General features: G+C 67.7%; 22 protein-coding genes. 11 read left to right on the top strand and 11 right to left on the bottom strand.

Annotated features, from left to right (window positions below; genetic code table 11):
* Positions 1 to 30 precede the first annotated feature (30 nt).
* Positions 31 to 789, top strand: a complete 759-nt coding sequence (locus G6N67_RS24035; RefSeq protein ID WP_081812584.1) for an alpha/beta fold hydrolase — start codon at positions 31 to 33, stop codon at positions 787 to 789.
* Between the two features lie 3 nt (positions 790 to 792).
* Positions 793 to 1,089, top strand: coding sequence for an MGMT family protein (locus G6N67_RS24030; RefSeq protein WP_036428309.1), 297 nt, complete (start codon positions 793 to 795; stop codon positions 1,087 to 1,089).
* Between the two features lie 3 nt (positions 1,090 to 1,092).
* Here the strand turns inward: G6N67_RS24030 and G6N67_RS24025 are convergent, their stop codons facing one another.
* From G6N67_RS24025 to G6N67_RS24015, 3 genes are read right to left on the bottom strand one after another with little or no spacing between them, the layout of a single operon-like run.
* Positions 1,093 to 1,911: a carbon-nitrogen hydrolase family protein gene (locus tag G6N67_RS24025; protein WP_036428311.1), complete on the bottom strand. Its 819-nt coding sequence runs from the start codon at positions 1,909 to 1,911 to the stop codon at positions 1,093 to 1,095.
* A gap of 31 nt (positions 1,912 to 1,942) precedes the next feature.
* Positions 1,943 to 3,274, bottom strand: coding sequence for an MFS transporter (locus tag G6N67_RS24020; RefSeq protein WP_051578417.1), 1,332 nt, complete (start codon positions 3,272 to 3,274; stop codon positions 1,943 to 1,945).
* Positions 3,275 to 3,286: 12 nt separating this feature from the next.
* On the bottom strand, positions 3,287 to 4,033 hold the full coding sequence (locus G6N67_RS24015) for an HpcH/HpaI aldolase family protein (RefSeq protein WP_036428313.1): 747 nt from the start codon (positions 4,031 to 4,033) through the stop codon (positions 3,287 to 3,289).
* A gap of 171 nt (positions 4,034 to 4,204) precedes the next feature.
* Here G6N67_RS24015 and G6N67_RS24010 point away from each other — a divergent pair, with 171 nt between their 5' ends.
* A complete protein-coding gene (locus G6N67_RS24010) occupies positions 4,205 to 4,864 on the top strand; it encodes a GntR family transcriptional regulator (RefSeq protein WP_051578418.1) in 660 nt (219 codons plus the stop codon).
* Between the two features lie 3 nt (positions 4,865 to 4,867).
* Here the strand turns inward: G6N67_RS24010 and G6N67_RS24005 are convergent, their stop codons facing one another.
* The 3 genes from G6N67_RS24005 to G6N67_RS23995 form a co-directional block, all read right to left on the bottom strand.
* Positions 4,868 to 5,722 carry a TIGR02569 family protein gene (locus G6N67_RS24005; protein WP_036428314.1) on the bottom strand — a complete coding sequence of 285 codons (855 nt, stop codon included), beginning with the start codon at positions 5,720 to 5,722 and terminating at the stop codon, positions 4,868 to 4,870.
* A 36-nt stretch (positions 5,723 to 5,758) separates the two neighbouring features.
* Positions 5,759 to 6,937, bottom strand: a complete 1,179-nt coding sequence (gene moeZ, locus G6N67_RS24000; protein WP_110798450.1) for an adenylyltransferase/sulfurtransferase MoeZ — start codon at positions 6,935 to 6,937, stop codon at positions 5,759 to 5,761.
* 109 nt (positions 6,938 to 7,046) lie between these two features.
* On the bottom strand, positions 7,047 to 8,084 hold the full coding sequence (locus G6N67_RS23995) for a DUF3152 domain-containing protein (protein ID WP_036428315.1): 1,038 nt from the start codon (positions 8,082 to 8,084) through the stop codon (positions 7,047 to 7,049).
* A gap of 166 nt (positions 8,085 to 8,250) precedes the next feature.
* Here G6N67_RS23995 and G6N67_RS23990 point away from each other — a divergent pair, with 166 nt between their 5' ends.
* Positions 8,251 to 8,910: an HTH-type transcriptional activator FasR gene (locus G6N67_RS23990; protein ID WP_036428317.1), complete on the top strand. Its 660-nt coding sequence runs from the start codon at positions 8,251 to 8,253 to the stop codon at positions 8,908 to 8,910.
* 6 nt (positions 8,911 to 8,916) lie between these two features.
* On the opposite strand, the gene G6N67_RS23985 is transcribed toward G6N67_RS23990, so the two are convergent.
* Entirely contained in the window at positions 8,917 to 9,156 is a 240-nt protein-coding gene (locus G6N67_RS23985; RefSeq protein WP_036428319.1) for a DUF3107 domain-containing protein, read from the bottom strand.
* 266 nt (positions 9,157 to 9,422) lie between these two features.
* On the opposite strand from G6N67_RS23985, the gene G6N67_RS23980 reads away from it, so the two are divergent.
* The gene (locus tag G6N67_RS23980) at positions 9,423 to 10,208 is read left to right on the top strand and encodes a hypothetical protein (RefSeq protein ID WP_036428321.1); all 786 of its coding nucleotides are present in this window, start codon (positions 9,423 to 9,425) and stop codon (positions 10,206 to 10,208) included.
* 6 nt (positions 10,209 to 10,214) lie between these two features.
* Here the strand turns inward: G6N67_RS23980 and G6N67_RS23975 are convergent, their stop codons facing one another.
* A complete protein-coding gene (locus G6N67_RS23975; protein ID WP_036428322.1) occupies positions 10,215 to 10,913 on the bottom strand; it encodes a ferritin-like fold-containing protein in 699 nt (232 codons plus the stop codon).
* A 313-nt stretch (positions 10,914 to 11,226) separates the two neighbouring features.
* Between G6N67_RS23975 and G6N67_RS23970 the strand changes: the two genes are divergently transcribed.
* Together G6N67_RS23970 and G6N67_RS23965 are read left to right on the top strand one after the other, a co-directional pair.
* Complete coding sequence (locus G6N67_RS23970) at positions 11,227 to 12,705, top strand: DEAD/DEAH box helicase (RefSeq protein WP_036428323.1); 1,479 nt, start codon at positions 11,227 to 11,229, stop codon at positions 12,703 to 12,705.
* 17 nt (positions 12,706 to 12,722) lie between these two features.
* A complete protein-coding gene (locus G6N67_RS23965; RefSeq protein WP_036428324.1) occupies positions 12,723 to 13,940 on the top strand; it encodes an Rv3212 family protein in 1,218 nt (405 codons plus the stop codon).
* 82 nt (positions 13,941 to 14,022) lie between these two features.
* Here G6N67_RS23965 and G6N67_RS23960 read toward each other — a convergent pair whose 3' ends face one another.
* Both G6N67_RS23960 and G6N67_RS23955 read right to left on the bottom strand, forming a co-directional pair.
* Complete coding sequence (locus tag G6N67_RS23960; protein WP_036428326.1) at positions 14,023 to 14,724, bottom strand: PP2C family protein-serine/threonine phosphatase; 702 nt, start codon at positions 14,722 to 14,724, stop codon at positions 14,023 to 14,025.
* An 8-nt stretch (positions 14,725 to 14,732) separates the two neighbouring features.
* Positions 14,733 to 15,530 (bottom strand): ParA family protein, encoded by a 798-nt coding sequence (locus tag G6N67_RS23955; protein WP_073910306.1) that lies wholly within the window; start codon positions 15,528 to 15,530, stop codon positions 14,733 to 14,735.
* Between the two features lie 58 nt (positions 15,531 to 15,588).
* Here G6N67_RS23955 and G6N67_RS23950 point away from each other — a divergent pair, with 58 nt between their 5' ends.
* From G6N67_RS23950 to G6N67_RS23935, 4 genes are all read left to right on the top strand, one after another.
* Complete coding sequence (locus tag G6N67_RS23950; protein ID WP_036428329.1) at positions 15,589 to 16,200, top strand: acid phosphatase; 612 nt, start codon at positions 15,589 to 15,591, stop codon at positions 16,198 to 16,200.
* Entirely contained in the window at positions 16,197 to 17,285 is a 1,089-nt protein-coding gene (locus tag G6N67_RS23945; RefSeq protein ID WP_036428331.1) for an isochorismate synthase, read from the top strand. The genes G6N67_RS23950 and G6N67_RS23945 overlap by 4 nt, the downstream gene beginning before the upstream one ends.
* Positions 17,286 to 17,346: 61 nt before the next feature.
* Positions 17,347 to 17,832 (top strand): GNAT family N-acetyltransferase, encoded by a 486-nt coding sequence (locus tag G6N67_RS23940; RefSeq protein ID WP_036428332.1) that lies wholly within the window; start codon positions 17,347 to 17,349, stop codon positions 17,830 to 17,832.
* 151 nt (positions 17,833 to 17,983) lie between these two features.
* Positions 17,984 to 19,420 (top strand): amidase, encoded by a 1,437-nt coding sequence (locus tag G6N67_RS23935; protein WP_036428333.1) that lies wholly within the window; start codon positions 17,984 to 17,986, stop codon positions 19,418 to 19,420.
* A 16-nt stretch (positions 19,421 to 19,436) separates the two neighbouring features.
* Here the strand turns inward: G6N67_RS23935 and G6N67_RS23930 are convergent, their stop codons facing one another.
* A complete protein-coding gene (locus G6N67_RS23930; RefSeq protein ID WP_036428334.1) occupies positions 19,437 to 20,132 on the bottom strand; it encodes a FadR/GntR family transcriptional regulator in 696 nt (231 codons plus the stop codon).
* Between the last annotated feature and the right edge of the window lie 71 nt (positions 20,133 to 20,203).

The following is a 20,203-nucleotide window of genomic DNA, read 5'->3' as shown; positions in this document are numbered from 1 at the left end:
GGCAGCATCAACGGTGTGTCAGCCGACGTCATGCATGTGCACCGTTACGGTCCGCCGGGACCGCCGCAACTGCTCCTCCTCCATGGCCTGACCGGTCACGGCCGGCGATGGCAGACGCTGGCCACGCAGTATCTGCCGGAGTTCTCGATCGCCGCACCGGATCTGATCGGCCACGGCCGCTCGTCGTGGGCGGCGCCCTGGACGCTCGATGCCAACGCGGCCGCGCTGGCGGCCCTGCTGGAGGAGCCGACGCTGGTGGTCGGGCACTCGTTCGGCGGTGCGCTGGCGCTCAATTTTGCTGCGGCCCGCCCGGACCTGGTCAGTGGGCTCGTGCTGTTGGATCCCGCGGTGGGACTCGACGGCGAGTGGATGCGTGAGATCGCCGAGAGCATGATGGCCTCGCCGGACTATCCGGACCGCGCCGAGGCGCGGGCCGAGAAGGCCAACGGTTCGTGGGGTGACGTCGCACCTGCCGAGTTGGACCGGGATCTCGACGAGCACCTGGTCGAGCTGCCCGGCGGCCGATGGGGATGGCGGATCAGCATCCCGGCGATGTTGTCCTACTGGAGCGAGCTGGCCCGACCGGTTTCCTTGCCGCCCAGTCACATTCCGACGGTCCTGGTGCGCGCCACCCGCACCAGCCCGCCCTATGCGCGCGATGCGCTGATCGGGGCGCTCGCGGACCATCTCGGGCCGAATTTCGATCTGGTGGACTGGGATTGCGATCACATGGTGGCCCAGGCCAAGCCCGCCGAAACCGCGGCGGTCATCCGGGACCGGCTGGGGTAGTCAATGCCCGCGGTGACCGAGGAGCAGGTGGAGCTGGTGCGCACGCTGGTGGCCGCGATCCCTTCGGGAAAGGTGTCGACCTACGGCGACATCGCCGATGCGGCAGAGCTTTCCAGTCCGCGCATCGTCGGCTGGATCATGCGCACCGACTCCTCCGACCTGCCCTGGCACCGCGTGATCACCGCGTCGGGCCGGCCCGCTCCCCATCTGGCCACCCGCCAACTCGAACGGCTACGCGCGGAAGGGGTGCTGGCGGTCGACGGCCGGGTGCCGCTGCGGGAGTACCGGCACACCTTCTAACCGTCATCCCGTCGTCGCCGGGACACTGGCCGGCACCACGCTGAACCGTCGCAGCGCCAGGGCGGGGTTCTTCGCCCGTACCCGCTCGATCCTTGCGTGATCGAGTTGTGCAGTCGCGCAACCCTCTTCTTCACCCAGCGCAGCGACCACGATTCCCATCGGGTCGACGATCATGCTGTTTCCGGCTCCCGCGACGCCGCATTGGTCCGCAGCGACCACGTAGATGGTGTTCTCGATCGCCCTGGCGCGCAGCAGGGTCTGCCAGTGGTCCTCCTTGAGCGGCCCGGGAACCCACTCGGCGGGTATCACGGCGGCGTCGGCACCGGCATCGACCAGTCGCCGTGTCACTTCGGGGAAACGCAGGTCGTAGCATGTCTGCAGGCCGAAGTTGAGGCCGCCGACGGTGAAGATCTCGGGCGGTTCGACGGGCCCGGGCCGGACGTACTGCGACTCGCGGTAACCGAATGCGTCGTACAGATGCAGTTTGCGATACGACGCCGCGATGGCGCCCTGACCGTCGATGGCGAGCAGTGTGTTGTGGATCTGGGAGCGGTCGTCGGTGACCTCGTTCATGCCGCACACGATCGCCAGCGAATTGCGCTTGGCCAGATCCCTGAGCTGCGAGACGAAGACACCGTCGACCGCTTCGGCGGAAGCGAGGAACCGTTCGTCCATGGCCGGCACGGTGAACATCGAATACTCGGGCAACACGAGCAGATCGCTGCCGCGTCCCCGTGCCTCTGTGGCCAGCCGGGTGATGGTGGCGATATTGGCGGATTTGTCCTCGCCCGGAGCGAATTGGGCGATGGCGCAGACAACCATGATCCTCCTAGTGATGTGTCGATGACGGTGGTCAGGCGGGTGCGGGCATGCGATCCATCTTGCCGAGGACCACCGTGTAACAGAAGATTCCGGCGATCAGGACGGCCCCGGTCACGATGAAGGCGCCGGCGAACGAGCCCGTGCGGTCGACGACGGCCCCGGTGACGATCGGCGCCGCGATCCCGATCAGGTTCGCGATGAAGTTCACCACTCCGCCCAGCGTCCCCGTGTACCCTGCGGGCGCGATGAGCGAGACGATGCTGGCGCCTGCGGGCACCGAAACAGCAAGTCCCGCAGCGCCGACCGACAGAAAGACGATGGCCACCGCAATGGACTGCGAGTACGCGGCCCCCGTCACCGCCAGCGATGCCAGCATGCTGACCACCAGGACGATGCGCCGCACCTTGGTCACCTGGCCCGTTCGCGCCACCCACCGATCCATCAACACCCCAGCCACCACGAACTGCGCGATGACCGCGACGAGCCACGGAATCATGGTGTAGAAGCCACCTTTGAGGAGGTTGACCCCGAACTGATGCTCCAGGTACCCCGGCAGCCAGGTCAGCAGCACGTAGTAGGCATAGGTGTAGGAGGCGTAGCCGAGGGCCAGCCCCCACGTCTTACGCCGCCGCAACAGATATCCCACGCCGCGCAGCGAGCCGGCGGTGACGGTGTTCTCGTCTTCCGCACCGCCCCGGCAGAGGTAGTCCAGCTCGTCGGCCGACATCCGCCCCTCGGCCACGGCCACGGTGGGCGAGCGGTACAGCAGCCACCAGGCGACGAAGAACAGCAGGCTGAGCACACCGGTGAACAGGAACGCGGCGTGCCAGCTGAACGTCGACACCAGGAATGCCATGACCGGTATCCCGACGACGTTGGAGATCTTGGCGCAGCCGTCGAATATCGCAGTGGCCGTGCCCCGTTCGTGTTTGGGAAACCACTGACCGATCGCTTTCCAGCCGGCCGGAACGGTCGGCGCCTCACCCACACCGAGCAGCAGCCGCGCGACGATGAGCAGTCCGAGGCCGCCCGCGGCGGCCGACAGGAATGACGCCACCGCCCACAGGAATGTGCCGACCCGGTTGACCCACGGCACCCCGATCCTGTCGATGATCGAACCGATCGGCATCTGCAGCATCGCGTAGGTCCACAGAAACGCCGATGAGACAACGCCCATCTGCGCAGCCGAGATGTCGAAATCCGCCATGATCGCCGGGGTGGCGACCGAGAGGTTGACCCGGTCGATGTAGTTGACGAACATCCCCACGCCGAGCAATCCGGCCATGTACCAGCGAGCACGTCCGGCCGTCCCGGAGGTGGGCGCACCGTGGTCGGTGACGCGTTGCGTGTCAACGTTGTTCATGATCGTGGCTGGTCAGACGCGGACCGGGGCCAACGCGGCGACTTCGGCGTAGGCAGCCGAGAACCCGGCCGCGAGCGCACCGTGCTCCATGGCGGCGACCACCTGATCGGCGCCGTGTTCGATCGCGAAACGTTTCTCCTCGGGTGTCCACGCGGGCAGCACCCACCGTTTTCCGGCGTCGCGCGCGGCGGCCGCAATACGTCCGAGGTCGGCGAAGTCGCCGTCGGTGCGCCGGTAGGCACCCCGCTCACGGCGCAGGGACAGATCCGACGGCCCGATGAACACACCGTCCACGGTATCGAGCGCCAGGATGGCGTCGATCTGCTCGATCGCCCCGGCATCTTCGATCATCGGGTAGCACCGGGTCTGCCGGTCCTGAGCGCGAACCCATTCATCTGTGAATCCGCCGTAGGCAGCCGTGCGGCCGCCCGCGAAACTGCGGTCACCGCGGGGCGGGAACTTCGCGAAAGCGGTGACCGCGCGGGCGTGAACGGCGTTTTCGACGTGGGGAATCGCCACAACGTCCGCTCCGAAGTCGAGGGCCTGCTGGATCGGCCCCCGCTCCGGCGCAAGCACCTTGGCGACCACTTCCATGCCGATCGCCTTGACGAAGGGGATGAATCGTTCGAGATCGGCGAGGTCGAAGGTGCCGTGTTCGATGTCGAGTACGACCGCACCGAATCCCGTCTGGCGGGCGATCTCGGCGGCGGCCACGTTGGGCCCTGACAACCACACTGCATAGCGGCGATCCGGCGTCATTTGTCCTCCGTTGCTTCGTGTTTGCTTCAAGGTTTGACCTGGTGGACGAGCCGCCGGCGTCGCCGGCTCGCCGCTGTGGCACGGGCCACACGCTGCGTACACTTTGTGTATACACAAGATGTGCACAGTGTGTCCAGTACTCTTGCAGTGCCGGTGACGAAGGGAGTGACGATGTCCATCGCGGCCGACGAGCCCGCCGCTCCCCAATCCGCACGCGACCGCGTCTACGAGTGGGTGCGCGACGAGATCATCAAGGGCACGCTGCCGGGCGGGCGGTTCCTGGACGAGGTGTGGGTGTCAGAGTCGGTCGGAACCTCTCGCACCCCGGTACGTGAGGCCTTTCACCGGCTCAATTCCGAGAAGTTCATCGATCTCCTGCCGCGACGCGGTGCCCAGGTACGCAGCGTCACGAGCCGCGAAATGGAAGAGGTCTACGCGTCGCGGCGACTCATCGAAGGCCACGCGGCGAGCGCACTGTGCATCGCCGAGGCCGGCGCGCCGCCTGATCTGGAGACCCTCGCGGGTCAGATGGAAGAGGCCGGCCGGGCCGAGGACTGGTTCACGGTGGCACGCCTGGACCGCACCTTTCACCGCACCATCGTCGACGCACACGGCAACTCGGTCCTCACCGAACTCTATGACGCCCTGCGTTCCCGACAACAGCGGGTCGCCGTGCGCGCCATGCAGATTCGTCCGCAGCGGCTACCGGAAATCGACCGCCAGCACCGCGCGATCATCGCTGCGCTGACACACAACTCCGTCGACGAGGTGATCGCGATCCTCAACGAACACCTGCGGCCCATCCCCGAGATCACCGCGGCGCTCGGCTGAGGCCTAGAGCACCAACCGCACCAACGACGCGGTGCGGGCCAGGCCCGGGAACGCAGCAGCGGTCGAGCGCGGGTGCAACGCATGCACTGCAAGCCGGAACATCAACGCGCGCAGCAACATCTGCGGCCATTCCGGCAGCGAATCCCAGCGCTCGATGAGGCCGTCGTCAGCGTCACCCCACGAGAGCGCATCGACGACGACCACGCCGGCCGCCCAGGACGCCGGCCGCCAATACGGCGTGATGTCGGTGATGCCCGGTGCCGCCGCCCCCGCGAAAAGCACTGTGCCGTACAGATCACCGTGCACCAATTGACTCGCGAGCCTGGTCGGCCTGCGCAGCCCTGCCAGTTGGTTGATCAGCTCGACAGACCGTTGCCCGTCCGACGAGCCCGGTGCGACCCTGGCCCCGGACGGCAACGAGTGCAGTGGCCGTTCCTCCCATGCCGCGCGGTCGGCCGCGATGAACACGTCGACGTCGGCCCACGGCGCGACCGGGGGCTGGGTCAGGAATCGGGGGCGCTCGAGCTTCGCGGTGGCCTCGTGCAGCCGCACCGCCGCCGAGACCACCTCGTCGTGGCGCGGTTCGGGAGTACCTGCGACGAAGGTGTCGGCGCGCCAACCGGCGACCACGTAGCGACCGTCGGTGGAGCGCACGGGCCGGGCCAGCCGCACCCCGTCGACGAACAACGTCTCACGAACCTTCGCCGACCATGCCGAGCGGGCGTGGTCGGCGACCATCGAGAGGACGACTTCTCCGCAGCGCCAGCCACCCTCCCAGCCCGAACCGAGCGGAACCGGGCGAACCCCGGACAGGCCGAACGCCGCCAGCACATGTTCCGGCGGTCGTTCCACACTCACGAGCTCAGCCTAAGGTGTAACCCCGCAAACCGGCCGTCAGTACATGACCATGTCGGGCTCGAGCTGATTGGCCCACGCCACAATTCCGCCCTGCAGGTGCACGGCATCCGAGAAACCCGCCTGTTTGACGATCGCGAGCACCTCGGCCGAGCGAACACCGGTCTTGCAGTACAACACCGGGGTGCGGTCAACCTGAAGCTTGGACAGCGCTTCACCGGACTCGAACGTGGGCTTCGGGATCAGCTCGGCGCCCTCGATGTGATTGATGTCCCACTCGACGGGTTCACGGACGTCGATCAACGCCAGCGGCTTGCCCGAGTCCAGCAGCTCGCGCAGCTCGCGCGGAGTGATGGTCGAGCCCCTGACAGCTTCAGTCGCTTCGTCGGAAATCACCCCGCAGAACGCCTCGTAGTCGATCAACTCGGTGATCTTCGGGGTGGCCGGATCCTTGCGGATGCGAATGGTCCGGTAGGACATCTCCAGGGCGTCGTACACCATCAGCCGGCCCAGCAGCGGCTCGCCGATACCGGTGATGAGCTTGATGGCCTCGGTGCCCATCACCGACGCGATCGAGGCGCACAGGATGCCCAGCACACCGCCCTCGGCACACGAGGGCACCATGCCCGGAGGCGGCGGTTCGGGATACAGGTCGCGGTAGTTCAAGCCGAGTCCGTCGGGGGCGTCCTCCCAGAACACCGACACCTGGCCCTCGAACCGGTAGATCGAACCCCACACGTAGGGCTTGCCCGCCAGCACCGCAGCATCGTTGACGAGATAGCGGGTGGCGAAGTTGTCGGTGCCGTCCAGGATCAGGTCGTACTGGCTGAACAGTTCGACCGCGTTGTCGGGCTCCAGCCGGAACTCGTGCAGGTTCACCTGGACCAGCGGGTTGATCTCGACGATCGACTCCTTGGCGCTCTGCGCCTTGGACTTCCCGATGTCGGACTGGCCGTGGATGATCTGCCGCTGCAGGTTGGACTCGTCGACGACATCGAATTCGACGATGCCGATGGTGCCGACTCCCGCGGCGGCGAGGTAGAGCAGGGTCGGTGAACCCAACCCGCCGGCGCCGATCACCAGCACCTTGGCATTCTTGAGCCGCTTCTGCCCGATCACACCGACGTCCGGGATGATCAGGTGCCGGCTGTAACGGGTCACCTCTTCGCGGGTCAGCTCGGCGGCCGGCTCAACCAGCGGCGGTAACGACACATCCAAATTCGCGGACACCGCATGTCTCCTCAAGTCAGGGTCACTGCATCTACCCACAACCGTAATCGGAGCGCGCTGCTTCCCACGCGTCGACGGTCAAGCCGGCGGACGCCGGTCAGGCGATGGGATACGGCCAGGGATTGAACCGGCAGACCTTGCCGTCGGCGTTGACCGTGCTCGGGTCGAATTTGTGCGCGTCGTTGTTCGCGGTCGAGAACGTCTGCTGCATCATGATCGGCGCGAGCTCGTTGTCGCCGCCGCAGGCTTCGTGCTTGGGGTATCCGATCGCGTGTCCGACCTCGTGGTTGATCACGTACTGCCGGTAGGAGCCGATGTCGCCCTGGAACGGTACGGCGCCCCGGACCCAGCGGGCCTCGTTGATGAACACCCGCTGCTGGTCCCCGTCGTAGGACGGGTTGTAGCACGAGGCCTCCAGCTGGATGTCGTAGCCGCAGCCTTCACGGACCGTGATCGGCGAGGTCAGCGACACCCGGAAGTCGGGTTCGACGCCGCTGGTCGCGTCCACCCGCGTGAACCCGAACAGTCCGTTGTGCGTCCAGCTCTTGGGGTTGGCCAGCGTCTCACTGACCATCCTGGCGAAGCCCTCGTCGCCGCCGAACGACGTGGTGTCCACGCCGTCCTCGACCTCGACCGTGTAGGTGAACGACTTGGTGGTGCCCTCCCCGACCTTCGGCGTCGTCCCGGGCACTATGTGCCAGGTTCTGGCGCCGGTCTCGGTGAACGGCCCGCCCGCAGGCAGGATGCCGGTCGGCAGGTTGGCGTCGAACTGGGTCAGCCCCTTGGGCGGAGCGCCGAGGATCGCGGTGCTGGCGGCGTCGATGGTCGGCGGGCCCTGAACCGGGCCTTCGGCCTGATGGGCGGGCTGCGAGCTGCTGGTGCCGGTGATGGTCTGATAGATCACCACGACGGTCAGCACGATGAGCACGGGCAGCGCGTACGCGCGCCAGCCGTAAGTGGACACGAAGCGGCCGAGCCAGGTCTGTTTGCGCCACTGCTGCCGCTCGTCACGGTTGGCTCGCGACCGGCCGGAATCCACCGCGAGCGGATCCCGTTGCGCACGCAGAGGCTCCCGCCACTCGTTGCGCAGCGCCGGGACACGGCTACCCCCGCGGCGTCCCGGGTCGTAGGTCACCGAAACAGGATGGCATAGAAGCCTGAGGAGCACCCTCGACGCTGCTTCACCGTGACCGCGCTGGTGTCATTTCGAAACCGACCCCGCAACGGTAGTAGTGTCGTTGCGATGAGCTGCGTGGACGAACATGTCCATGTGCGCCAGAGCAATACAGATTGAGGACTTGATGAGCGATCTCGCTAACGCCGCCGAGAGGAGAAGCGAAAAGCCGGCTTCCGGCGGCGGCCGTCGCGGAAACCGGCTGCCCCGCGATGAACGGCGCGGCCAGCTGCTGGTCGCCGCCAGCGAGGTTTTCGTCGACCGGGGCTACCACGCCGCGGGCATGGATGAGATCGCCGAGCGCGCCGGGGTGAGCAAACCGGTTCTCTATCAACATTTTTCGTCGAAGCTCGAGCTGTATCTCGCGGTGTTGCAACGCCACGTCGACAACCTGGTGTCCGGCGTGCGCCAAGCGTTGCGCACCACCACCGACAACCGCCAGCGCCTGCGCGCGGCGGTCGAGGCTTTCTTCGATTTCATCGACCACGACAGCCAGGGCTACCGGCTGATCTTCGAAAACGACTACGTCAGCGAACCTCAGGTCGCCGCACAGGTGAAGGTCGCGACCGAATCCTGCACCGATGCCGTCTTCGATCTGATCAGTCGCGATTCGGGGCTTGAGGCCCACCGGGCCCGCATGATCGCGGTCGGCCTGGTGGCCATCAGCGTCGATTCGGCCCGGTACTGGCTGAACAGTGATCGCCCGATCGACAAGGACGCCGCGGTGGAGGGCACGGTGCAGTTCGCCTGGGGCGGCCTGTCACACGTGCCTCTCACCCGCGCCTGATCCGCGTCAGGCGGACTCGGCTCCCACGCCGAAACCGACGCGGCGCACATCGGCTGCGCCGATCTCCACATAGGCGATCCTGGCTGTCTGCACCAGGAAGCGCCTGCCCTTCTCATCGGTCAGCGCCAGCACACCCTGATCCTTGCCGAGTGCGTCGGTGACCAACTCCTCCACCTCGGAGGGCGACTGGGCGCTGTTGAAGGCCAGCTCACGCGGGCTGTCCGTGACACCGATCTTGACCTCCACGCCGGACCTCTTTTCTGTTGCGGCTGTCTCGTTTTGTCGACATCGTGGCCGTTTCCCTCAGCAGGCTAGTGGACGGCGCCGTCACCGCGCCGCCGCAGCCCGCCGGGTGCAGTTCGCGCTTAGCGAAGCCGTCGGACGGACCGGAGATCTTGTGCGACCGAACCGAGTCCGGACCGTGACCAACACACCCGATCTGAAACCTCACCTGTCACTTCTGCATCGATAGCATCAGCACCGACATTGGACGAGACGACTGGGATAGCCACATGACCAGGCATTATTCGCCGTATGACACCACGCAGACCGAACGTTTCCGGGATCGCGCGCACACGTACCAGGGCCAGGACGGCCCGGGCTACGGTACGGCCGGATTCGATCACTCCGCAGGCACCTATGGCGGCTACTCCAGCGACGCTCCCTACGACGCCGACTACGACGACTACGCCGACGACGACATCGAGTTCTACGAGGAGTCGATCGACCGGCGCTGGATCTGGGTGGCCGGGGTCGCAGGCGCGATCCTGCTCGTCGCGGTCATCTGCACCGTGGTGATCCTGGGCGGCGGTGACAGCGGCTCGGTCTCGGCGACCGTGGCAGCACCGACGCAGACCAGCCAGCCGGCCACCACCACCCCGCCGCAGGACGCCACGTCGAAGCCCGTGCGCCCGGCCCCTCCGTCGCTGTCGCCCGAGACGGTCACCACCGTGACACCGTCACCCAGCGCAACCGCGGCGCCCGCGCCTGTCGCGCCGCCGGTCGAGGCCGCGCCGCCGGCACCCGCACCCAACACCGTGACCTACCACGTCACGGGTAACCGCCAGCTCATCGATCTCGTGACGATCGTGTACACCGATGCCCAAGGCGCACTGCAGACCGACATCAACGTCGCGCTGCCGTGGACCAAGACCGTCACGCTCAACCCCGGTGTGCAGCTCAAGTCGGTGACCGGAACCAGCGTCGCGGGTCAGCTCAACTGCTCGATCACCGACGCCTCCGGCGCGGTCATCGTGCAGCAGACCAACAACTCGATGATCACGACCTGCACGCAGTAAGGGCGGTCAGGCCAGGCCGAGTTCCTGCATCCGGGTGGCGTGCGTGTGCTGCAGCCGGGTGAAGAACTCGGCCAGCTGCGTCAGGCCCTCGCCGCTGGACATCACCAGATCGACCAGCTCGTCATGATCGGCCAGCACGAACTGCGCCTGGGTGACGGCTTCCCCCAGCAGGCGCCGGGCCCACAGGGCCAGCCGGTGGCGCTGCCGATCACTGGCCGTCACGGCCGCCCGGACCTCGGCGACGACGAACTGTGAATGGCCGGTCTCCGACAGCACCGACCGCACGACGGAGGCGACCTCATCGGGCAGCGCATCGGCGATCTCAAGATAGAAGTCGGCGGCGAGCGCATCGCCGATGTAGGTCTTGACCAACGCCTCAAGCCATGTGCTCGGCGTGGTCATGCGGTGGTAGTTCTCCAGCGCCGACGCGTACTTGGTCATGGCGGGGACAACATCAACTCCCCTGTGCTCCAACGCATCCCGCAACGTCTCGTAGTGCCCCATCTCGGCGGCGGCCATGCTCGCCATGTTGATCCGGCCACGCAGATTGGGCGCCATCCGCGCTTCGTCGGTGAGGCGGTAGAACGCCGCCACCTCGCCGTAGGCCAGTACCGCGAACAGTTCGACGACACCCGGATGGTCTGCCGGCACCCCTGAGGCGACCGGTTCGACGATCTCTTGTGCTGCGGGCTGCGGCGAATTCATGAGGCCAACTGTAGACGCCGCACGACTGCCCGACCGACTGGCAAATCGGTGCTGTAGCCCCGACCAGCTACAATGGGTTGCGGTAACGGCTTCGAGCCGACTTGCGGCGGGTTTTTCCAGACCCGCCGACCGTATTACAAGCCGCCCGGGCCGCTACCAGGAAATGTGCGTGCACGCAGTTGGCCCGCCCCAAGCGCAGGGCCCAGCGGATCGGCACCGCCGCCATCAACGGGCGAACCGGCCGTTTCATCGTCGAACTCGTGCGCGCTGGATGCCCATGAGGTTTGACAGTGAAAGGCCACCTCCACCAAACATGACACACGTCAACAAAACATTTGCCGAGCTCGGCGTACGCAGCGAGATTGTCCGCGCCCTGGCCGAGAACGGCATCGAACATCCGTTTGCCATCCAAGAGCTCACCCTGCCGCTGGCGCTGGCCGGCGACGATCTGATCGGCCAGGCCCGTACCGGCATGGGCAAGACGTTCGCGTTCGGCGTGCCGCTGCTGCAGCGCATCTCCAGCGATGAGACGCGCCCGCTCACGGGCGCGCCACGCGCTCTGGTCGTCGTGCCCACGCGTGAGCTGTGCATCCAGGTGCACGACGACCTGGCCACCGCGGCCAAGTACCTGACCGGCCCCGACCGCAAGTTCAACGTGACGTCGATCTACGGCGGCCGCCCCTACGAGCCGCAGATCGACGCGCTGCGCAAGGGCGTCGACGTCGTCGTCGGCACGCCGGGCCGCCTGCTCGACCTGGCCCAGCAGGGTCACCTGCAACTGGGTGGCCTGTCGGTGCTCGTGCTCGACGAGGCCGACGAGATGCTCGACCTGGGCTTCCTGCCCGACATCGAGCGCATCCTGCGGCTGATCCCCGAGGACCGGCAGTCGATGCTGTTCTCGGCGACCATGCCCGACCCGATCATCACGCTGGCCCGCACGTTCATGAATCAGCCGACCCACATCCGGGCCGAGGCCCCGCACTCGGCCGCCACCCACGACACCACCGAGCAGTTCGTCTACCGCGCGCATGCGCTCGACAAGGTCGAGCTGGTCAGCCGCGTGCTGCAGGCCGCCGGGCGTGGCGCCACGATGATCTTCACGCGCACCAAGCGCACCGCCCAGAAGGTGTCCGACGAGCTCGCCGAGCGGGGCTTCAAAGTCGGCGCCGTGCACGGCGACCTGGGCCAGATCGCCCGCGAGAAGGCGCTCAAGGCATTCCGTACCGGTGACATCGACGTGCTGGTCGCCACCGACGTCGCGGCCCGCGGCATCGACATCGACGACGTCACGCACGTCATCAACTTCCAGATTCCCGAGGACGAGCAGGCCTACGTGCACCGCATCGGGCGCACCGGCCGGGCCGGCAAGACCGGTGTCGCCATCACCCTGGTGGACTGGGACGAGCTGACCCGGTGGGAGACGATCGACAAGGCGCTGGGACTCGGTTGCCCAGACCCGGCCGAGACCTATTCCAGCTCGCCACATCTGTTCGAGGAGCTGGACATCCCTGCCGACGCCACCGGCACGGTCGGCTCCCCCCGGCGGTCCAGCGCGCCGAAGCGCGGCGAGAAGCGCGTCTCGTCGGCGGACAGCTCGCAGGACCGTCCGGCCCGCACCCGCACCCGGCGACGGACCCGTGGCGGCAAGCCGGTCACCGGCCATCCCGAGACCGCGGCGTCTGCCGAAGAGCCGGACGCGCCTGCCGAATCCGACGACAGCACGGGTGAGGGCTCGCCCCGACGCCGGCGTCGTCGTCGCCCGCGCAAGACCGAAGCAGCCACCGCCGGCTGACCGACTCCCGCGACCCGATGGTCAAACCCGAACGCCGCACGCGCGGCGACATCGTCGCGGCCTCTGCGATCGTCGTGATCGTCGCCGTTGCCGCCGGATTGATCTGGTGGACCAGCGACGCGCGCGCCACGATCAGCAGGCCCGCCGCCGCTCCCGTCCCCTATCTGACCCCGGCCCGCGAGGTGCCCGCCGGCCTGCGCCAGCTGTGGGCCACGCCAAGCCCCGCGACAACCGTGCCGGTGATCGCCGGTGGATCGGTGGTCACCGGCGAGGGCCGCACCGTCACGGGACGTGACCCGGTCGGCGGCGCGGCGTTGTGGAGCTATGCGCGCGACGTCGACCTGTGCGGCGTGACGTCGGTGTACCAGTACGCCGTCGCGGTGTATCCGGACAGCCGCGGCTGTGGCCAGGTCAGCACCATCGACGGCAAGACCGGCAACCGCGGACCCGCACGGACCGCCTACGCCGATCCCGAGGTGCGATTGTCCACCGACGGCACCACCGTGCTGTCGGCCGGGGACAGTCGGCTGGAGCTGTGGCGCTCCGACATGGTCCGGATGTTGTCGTGGGGCGCCCTCGACGCGCGCATCAAGCCCGACGTGCCCGCGTCGCCGCTGTGCCGGCAGGTGTCGGCGGCCGCGAGTTCGTCGGCGGTGTCGGTGCTGGAGGCCTGTCCCAAACAGAACGACCTGCGGCTGACGCTGCTGCGCCCGGCCGACGAGGAAGACACGCCGGACGTGCGCAACGTGGACCTGCCAGGGGTGACCGACGATTCCGGCGCGCAGGTGATCGCCGTGACCGACACCACCACGGCCGTCTATGTGCCCACACCGAAGCCCACGGTCAACGTCATCGACGAGACCGGGACCACGGTTGCCAGCACGCTGTTGCCGAAACCCGCTGCACCGCAATCGATCGCGACGAAAACCGGAGATCTGGTCACGTGGTGGACGGGTGATTCGGTCCTGGTCTTCGACGCCTCGGGGCTGCGCTACAAGTACACCGTCGCACCGGCCGGGCCGCACCTGCCCGTGGGCCCCGGCACGGTGATGGCCGGGCGGCTGCTGGTTCCCGTCAACGACGGCTACGACGTATTCGATCCGGCAACCGGCAAGGGTGAACGCCACATCCCCCTGTCGCGGCCGCCCAGCGTCTCACCTGTGGTCCCGACGCCGGCGGGCTCGACACTGCTCGAGCAGCGTGGCACCGAACTGGTCGCGCTGGGTTCCGCCTGAGGCACGCCCAGATCGACGAAAGTGTCGCTCCGGCGCGCGTGCAGCGACACTTTCGTCGAACTCGCGGGTCGACCGCGGCAAGTCACCCGATGTCGACGATGACGACGCTGGTGTTGTCGCTACCGCCGGCCTCGTTGGCGACCTCGATGAGGCCACGCGCCGCGGCCTCCGGCTCGGGCATGGTGGCCGCGGCGAGAATGTCGGATTCCGCCGCGGCCGCGAACAGACCGTCGGAGCTGATGAGCAGCCGGTCGCCGGGCCGGCAGTCGACGTCGACGACGTCCAACCGAAGCTGCGGACCGATCCCCAGCGCCCGGGTGAGCAGATGCCGCTGCGGGTGGGCCCGGGCCTGGGCGCGTGTGATCTCCCCTACCCGCACGAGTTCACCGGCCACGCTGTGATCGTTGGTGAGCTGCACCATCTGCCCTTCCCGGATCCGGTACAGCGGGGAATCGCCGACGTTGACGGCCACGGGGCCGCCCTGCTCGGCGGGCAACACCGCAATCGCGGTCAGGGTGGCCCCTGAGCTGCCGCCCTCGGGCGTGACGTAGGCCCAGACCTGCTCGTTGGCGGCACGGGCCGCCGCGATGAGTCCGTCCCGATCAGGCGCGGTGGCAAAGCCGGCGGCGAGGGCGTCCAGCGCAATGTGACTGGCCTCCCTGCCGTCGGGACCGAAACCATCGGAAACGGCATACAGGATGCCGTCGGCCAGCACGGCATCCTGATTGCTCGGCCGGACGGGCCCCTGGTCGGAGGCCGTCGCGGCGGTCAGCACGGATGCCATCTGTCCCGCTACACCACCTCGGGCGTGAACGTCGCCAGCGCCTTGCCGGACTTCCAGTGCCGCAACAGTGCCTCGGCGAGTTCGCGGTAAGCCTGTCCACCCTTGTTCTTCCGCCCCGCCAGCACCGACGCGCCCGATGCGCTGGCCTCGGCGAACCGGACCGTGCGCGGAATCGGCGGTGCGAGCACCGGCAACTGGTACCGGTCGGCGACGTCGAGCAGCACGTCACGGCTGTGCGTGGTACGTGAGTCGTAGAGCGTCGGCAACGCGCCGAGCAGCTTGAGATCGGAGTTGGTGATCTGTTGGACGTCGTCGATGGTCCGCAGGAACTGGCCGACGCCGCGGTGGGCCAAGGTCTCGCACTGCAGCGGCACGATCACCTCGTCGGCCGCAGTCAGACCGTTGAGCGTCAACACGCCCAGCGACGGCGGACAGTCGATGATGACGACGTCGAAATCGGATTCGAGCTTCGACAGAGCCCGCTTGAGGGCGTACTCCCGCCCCGCGCGCATCAACAGCATGGCTTCCGCGCCGGCCAGGTCGATATTGGCGGGCAGCAGCGTCATCCCCTCGGCCGTCTGCACCAACGCCGCGTTGGCCTCGACCTCGCCGAGCAGCACCTCGTGCACCGACACGGGCAACTTGTCGGGATCTTGGCCGAGCGAGAACGTCAGACAACCCTGCGGGTCCAGGTCGACCAGCAGCACGCGCCGGCCCAGTTCCGCCATCGCCGCGCCCAACGACGCCACCGTCGTCGTCTTGGCAACCCCACCCTTTTGATTGGCGACCGCTAGTACTCGCGTCACACGCTCATCCAAGCACGCTCATGCGACCTCGGGCCGGGCGTGCGGCAGAATCGCCGATGTGAGTGTCGCCCAGCACCGGCTGATATTGCTTCGTCATGGCGAAACGGAGTGGTCTGCCACCGGGAGACACACCGGCCGCACCGACATCGAGCTGACCGATACCGGCCGGTACCAGGCCAAACTGGCCGCGAATGCGCTGGCCGAGCTGCAACTGCGCGATCCGGTGGTGGTCAGCAGCCCCCGGCAGCGCGCGTTGGTCACCGCAGAGCTCGCCGGGCTGACGGTCGACGAGGTCACCCCGATGCTCGCGGAGTGGGACTACGGCGACTACGAAGGCCTCACCACGCCACAGATCCGCGAGACGGTGCCGGACTGGACGGTGTGGAGCCACCCCTGCCCCGGCGGCGAGACAGCCGCCGCCGTGACCGAGCGCGCCGACCGGGCGATCACGGTGGCGCTCGAACACATGCGGACCCGCGACGTCGTCTTCGTGGGTCACGGCCATTTCTCGCGCGCGATGCTGACCCGCTGGGTCGAGCTGCCGGTGCGCGACGGCATCCGGTTCTCGATGGCCGCGGCCTCGATCGCGGTGTGCGGGTTCGAGCACGGCGTGCGCCAGCTCAGCGCCCTCGGCCTGGCCGGCCATCCCAATCCGTGTCTGCCGCAATGACCCCATCCTTCGTCCTGGCCGGCCCCTCCGGCGCGGTGATCGCCGACGGGGTCCGGACCGCGTTCTCCCGAATCTCCGACGCCCAGGCCGCGCTTCGCTCGGGCAACGCGCCAATCATCTTGGGCGCGTTGCCCTTTGACCTGACGTCCGCGGCCGCGTTGTACGAGCCCGATGCGTTCACCCATGCCGGGGCACTGCCGGACTGGCCGGCAGGCACGCCGCCCACGGTGGTGTCCCGGGAAACCCTGCCGCCGAGCACAGTGCACCGCGACCGCGTGGCCGAGGCCGTGCGGCGGCTGCGCGACCCGGCCGCGGGCCTGGACAAGGTGGTGCTGGCACGCGCCCTGCGCCTGGTCGCCGACGCCCCCTGGGACACCCGCGCCGTGCTGCGCAGGCTCGCCGACGCCGACCGGGCGGCGACCGTCTACCTGGCCGACCTGTCCGCCTCGGGCGATCCCCGGGTCGGCACGGTGCTGGTCGGCGCGAGCCCGGAACTGCTCGTCGCACGCCACGGCGACATGGTGATCTGCCAGCCGTTCGCGGGGTCGGCGCCCCGATCGGCCGACCCCGAGGTCGACCGCGCCAACGCCATGGCCCTGGCGGCATCGGGCAAGAACCGCCACGAACACGAACTGGTCGTCGACGTCATGCGCGAGGCGCTCGACCCGATGTGCGCCGAATTGCAGATCGCGGTCGAACCCGAGCTGCACGGCACCGACGCGCTGTGGCACCTGAGCACCCCGATTCGGGGGCGGCTACGCGACAAGCACACGACGGCAATCGATCTCGCGCTCGCCCTACATCCGACACCTGCGGTCGGCGGTGTCCCGGCCGCAGCCGCGGCCACCGTGATCCGCGAGCTGGAGGGCGACCGAGGGTTCTACGCGGGCGCGGTCGGCTGGTGCGACGCCGCGGGCGACGGTCGATGGGTCGTGTCGATCCGGTGCGCTCAGCTCTCGGCGGACCGGTGCACCGCGCTGGCCCATGCCGGGGGCGGCATCGTCGCCGAGTCCGATCCCGACGACGAACTAGATGAAACCACAACGAAATTCCGGACAATCCTGACGGGTTTGGGGGCAGCATGAGCGACGCTTGCGGAGCGAATCGGAAGGCGCCATGCGGCGACCGAGCCTGCGAGGGGGCAGCATGAGTGAGGTCATCCGGCGGGCGCAGCCCGGCGACGAGGTCGAGATCACCGCGATGATCCGTGAGCTCGCGGAGTTCGAGAAAGCGCTCGACGAGTGCATGGTCACCGAAACCCAGATGCACACCGCGCTTTTCGGTGATCGACCGGTCGCCTACGCCCACATGGTCGAGATCGACGGTCAGATCGCGGCGACCGCGGTGTGGTTCCTCAACTTCTCCACGTGGGACGGCGTTGCGGGCATCTACCTGGAGGATCTCTACGTCCGCCCGGCCTTCCGTAGGCGTGGGCTGGCCCGGAAGTTGTTGGCGGCGTTGGCCGCCGAGTGCGTCGAACGCGGCTATTCGCGGTTGACATGGGCGGTGCTGAACTGGAATGTCAACGCGATCGCGTTGTACGACGCCGTAGGCGGCAAACCGCAGACCGAGTGGACCACCTACCGCGTGTCCGGCCCCGAGCTCACCGCGCTGGCCGCCGAGACCGCTTGACCACCGGTTCGTGCCGCGCTTGATCTGACCCGACGTCGCGCACTGGGAGCACCTTCCGCACCCCCATACCCGTAGCACTTATCAGGTTGTCTGATGAGTTGTACACTTCGTTCCGCAGGCCTGCTCAACCACCCTGTCGAAAGTGAGCGCCATGTCGGATTACGAAGAACTGTGCTGGATGCCTGCCGTGGAGTTATCCCGCAGGATCCGAAGCCGCGAAATCACGCCGCTCGACGTCGCCGACGCCGTGCTGCGCCGGATGTCGGAGATCAATCCCTCACTCAACGCCTTCGTGTACCACGATCCAGATCAGGTGATGGCCGACGCCAAGATCCTCACCGACCAGCTTGCCGGCGGCCAACCGATTTCACCCTTACACGGCATTCCCTACAGCCTCAAGGAGGTGTGCGCCGTAACGGGTACGCCCGTGACGTCCGGCATCGTCGCGTTCAAAGATGCCGTCGCCGATCACGACGAGCCTGTCGCGGCCCGGCTGAAGGCTGCCGGCGGTCTCTTCCTGGGCAAGACGAACCCAGCGGAAGGCGGCTACAAGGCGAACTCGTCCAACCACTTGTACGGCACCACCCACAATGCATGGCGCCACGGCATGACCGCCGGCGGCTCCAGCAGCGGTGCGGGCGCGGCCGTGGCGGCGGGGATCGGCCAGCTCGCACAAGGCACGGACGGCGGAGGCTCGGTGCGCATTCCGGCCGCGCTGAACGGTGTCGTGGGATTCAAACCGGCGTTGGGCCGCATCCCACAGACTCGGCTCGCCGGCCGGTTCCACACCTTCGCCTACCATGGGCCGCTCGCCCGGACGGTGGCCGACGCCGCCCTGATGCTCAACGTGATGGCGGGATTCGACCCAGCCGATCCCCTGTCGCTGCCGTCGGATCGGGTGGACTACGTCGCGGCGCTGGACCGCGGTGTCGAAGGTGCCCGGGTCGCGTGGTCCGCGGATCTCGGATATGCCACCGTCGACCCGGAGATCAGGGAGATCTGCCTGGAGGCGGTCTCGGCGTTCACAGCACTGGGTTGCGTTGTCGAAGAAGCCGATCCGGGCTGGAGCGATCCCGAACAGATCATGTGGGAAGGAGTCTGGACGCCGGTCTATTCGGCGATGCTCGATGCCACGGACTGGGATGCGCAGACCGGGCAGGTGGACGCACAACTCGTCGCCGTGATGCGGGCAGGGGCTCGGCTGACGGCTCGGGACATCCAACGAGCCGATGCGGCTCGAGGGCGCATGGTTGACGACATGACGGCGTTCATGCGCGGATTCGACTTTCTCGTCACGCCGGTCACCACCCAACCCACGTTTCCAGCCGACGAGTTCTGCCCTCGCAGCTTGGCCGATGCCGCACTGCCGCATCAACTCATGGGCTGGCTGCTCACCTACCCGTTCAACATGACGACCAATCCGGCGATCTCCGTGCCCGCCGGATTCACTGCCGACGGCATGCCGGTTGGGCTCCAGATCGTCGGCAGGTTGCGTGCCGATGCCGAGGTGTTGCGCGCCGCCGCGGCCTACGAACGAGTGCGGCCGTGGTCGCATCTGCGACCGGATCTGCTTGTGCCCAAAGGCTGAGCGTCACCCGTCGACATCACTGCGGCGCCGTGCCGGCCTGCTCGTTGCCCCGTCGATCGGATTCGAGTTGAGCCAGCATGGCGCCCGCAGCCCGCTCGGGATCCCGCTTGCGGATCGCGTCCATGATCCCGGAGTGGGCGTCCTGGTCATGCCGATGCCGGTCATCGGGCGACAGCTGCAACATGTCGAGCATCGCCGACCGGATACGTGGCGCGAAGGATTCGAACAGCTCTGACAGCACCGGATTGTGCGCGGCGCGCACGACCGCGCGATGGAACTCGAGATCGGCCTCGACGAGAGCCTCGTCCGACGGCCCATCTTCCGCATCAGCGCGCGCCTTGAGCGTGGCCTTCAGCCGGTCGAGGTCGCGGGAATCCCTGCGGTCGGCAGCCAAGCCGGCGGCCTTCACCTCTATGGCCTCCCGGACTTCGAGCACATCGTCGATGTCCGCCCGGCGCAGGACCGCGTCCCACTCCTCGGATCTCTCGAGTGCCGTCACGAACACGCCGGAGCCTTGCCGTGCCTCGACCAGACCTCGCCCCCGCAGTTCCTTGATGGCTTCTCGCACAGTGGATCTGCCCACACCGAGCTCGCCGGCCAGCGCCGACTCGGCGGGGAGTTTGGCACCGATCTCCCACTCACCCGCGGTGATCCGCGCAGCCAACTGGTCGGCCGCCTGTTCTACGAGAGAGAACCTCCGAAGGACTGCCATGACCAAACGCTATCAGCTTGTCTGACGTGTCGGCCGAACCGTCGCGGTCCACAGCACCTGCGCCGAACGCA

It is taken from the genome of Mycolicibacterium mageritense (assembly GCF_010727475.1).
In the GTDB taxonomy this organism is placed as follows: Bacteria; Actinomycetota; Actinomycetes; order Mycobacteriales; family Mycobacteriaceae; genus Mycobacterium; species Mycobacterium mageritense.
The sequence above is the reverse complement of the archived record's forward strand: the minus strand, read 5'-3'. Positions and strand labels throughout refer to the sequence as shown.

Coding starts and splice junctions, on each gene's coding strand:
- G6N67_RS23970 (WP_036428323.1), top strand. CDS start 11,227: ATGACACACGTCAACAAAACATTTGCCGAGCTCGGCGTACGCAGCGAG.
- G6N67_RS24035 (WP_081812584.1), top strand. CDS start 31: ATGCATGTGCACCGTTACGGTCCGCCGGGACCGCCGCAACTGCTCCTC.
- G6N67_RS24030 (WP_036428309.1), top strand. CDS start 793: ATGCCCGCGGTGACCGAGGAGCAGGTGGAGCTGGTGCGCACGCTGGTG.
- G6N67_RS23960 (WP_036428326.1), bottom strand. CDS start 14,724: ATGGCATCCGTGCTGACCGCCGCGACGGCCTCCGACCAGGGGCCCGTC.
- G6N67_RS24020 (WP_051578417.1), bottom strand. CDS start 3,274: ATGAACAACGTTGACACGCAACGCGTCACCGACCACGGTGCGCCCACC.
- G6N67_RS24015 (WP_036428313.1), bottom strand. CDS start 4,033: ATGACGCCGGATCGCCGCTATGCAGTGTGGTTGTCAGGGCCCAACGTG.
- G6N67_RS23980 (WP_036428321.1), top strand. CDS start 9,423: ATGACCAGGCATTATTCGCCGTATGACACCACGCAGACCGAACGTTTC.
- G6N67_RS23965 (WP_036428324.1), top strand. CDS start 12,723: ATGGTCAAACCCGAACGCCGCACGCGCGGCGACATCGTCGCGGCCTCT.
- G6N67_RS23930 (WP_036428334.1), bottom strand. CDS start 20,132: ATGGCAGTCCTTCGGAGGTTCTCTCTCGTAGAACAGGCGGCCGACCAG.
- G6N67_RS24025 (WP_036428311.1), bottom strand. CDS start 1,911: ATGGTTGTCTGCGCCATCGCCCAATTCGCTCCGGGCGAGGACAAATCC.
- G6N67_RS23975 (WP_036428322.1), bottom strand. CDS start 10,913: ATGAATTCGCCGCAGCCCGCAGCACAAGAGATCGTCGAACCGGTCGCC.
- G6N67_RS23945 (WP_036428331.1), top strand. CDS start 16,197: ATGACCCCATCCTTCGTCCTGGCCGGCCCCTCCGGCGCGGTGATCGCC.
- G6N67_RS24010 (WP_051578418.1), top strand. CDS start 4,205: ATGTCCATCGCGGCCGACGAGCCCGCCGCTCCCCAATCCGCACGCGAC.
- G6N67_RS23990 (WP_036428317.1), top strand. CDS start 8,251: ATGAGCGATCTCGCTAACGCCGCCGAGAGGAGAAGCGAAAAGCCGGCT.
- G6N67_RS23940 (WP_036428332.1), top strand. CDS start 17,347: ATGAGTGAGGTCATCCGGCGGGCGCAGCCCGGCGACGAGGTCGAGATC.
- G6N67_RS23935 (WP_036428333.1), top strand. CDS start 17,984: ATGTCGGATTACGAAGAACTGTGCTGGATGCCTGCCGTGGAGTTATCC.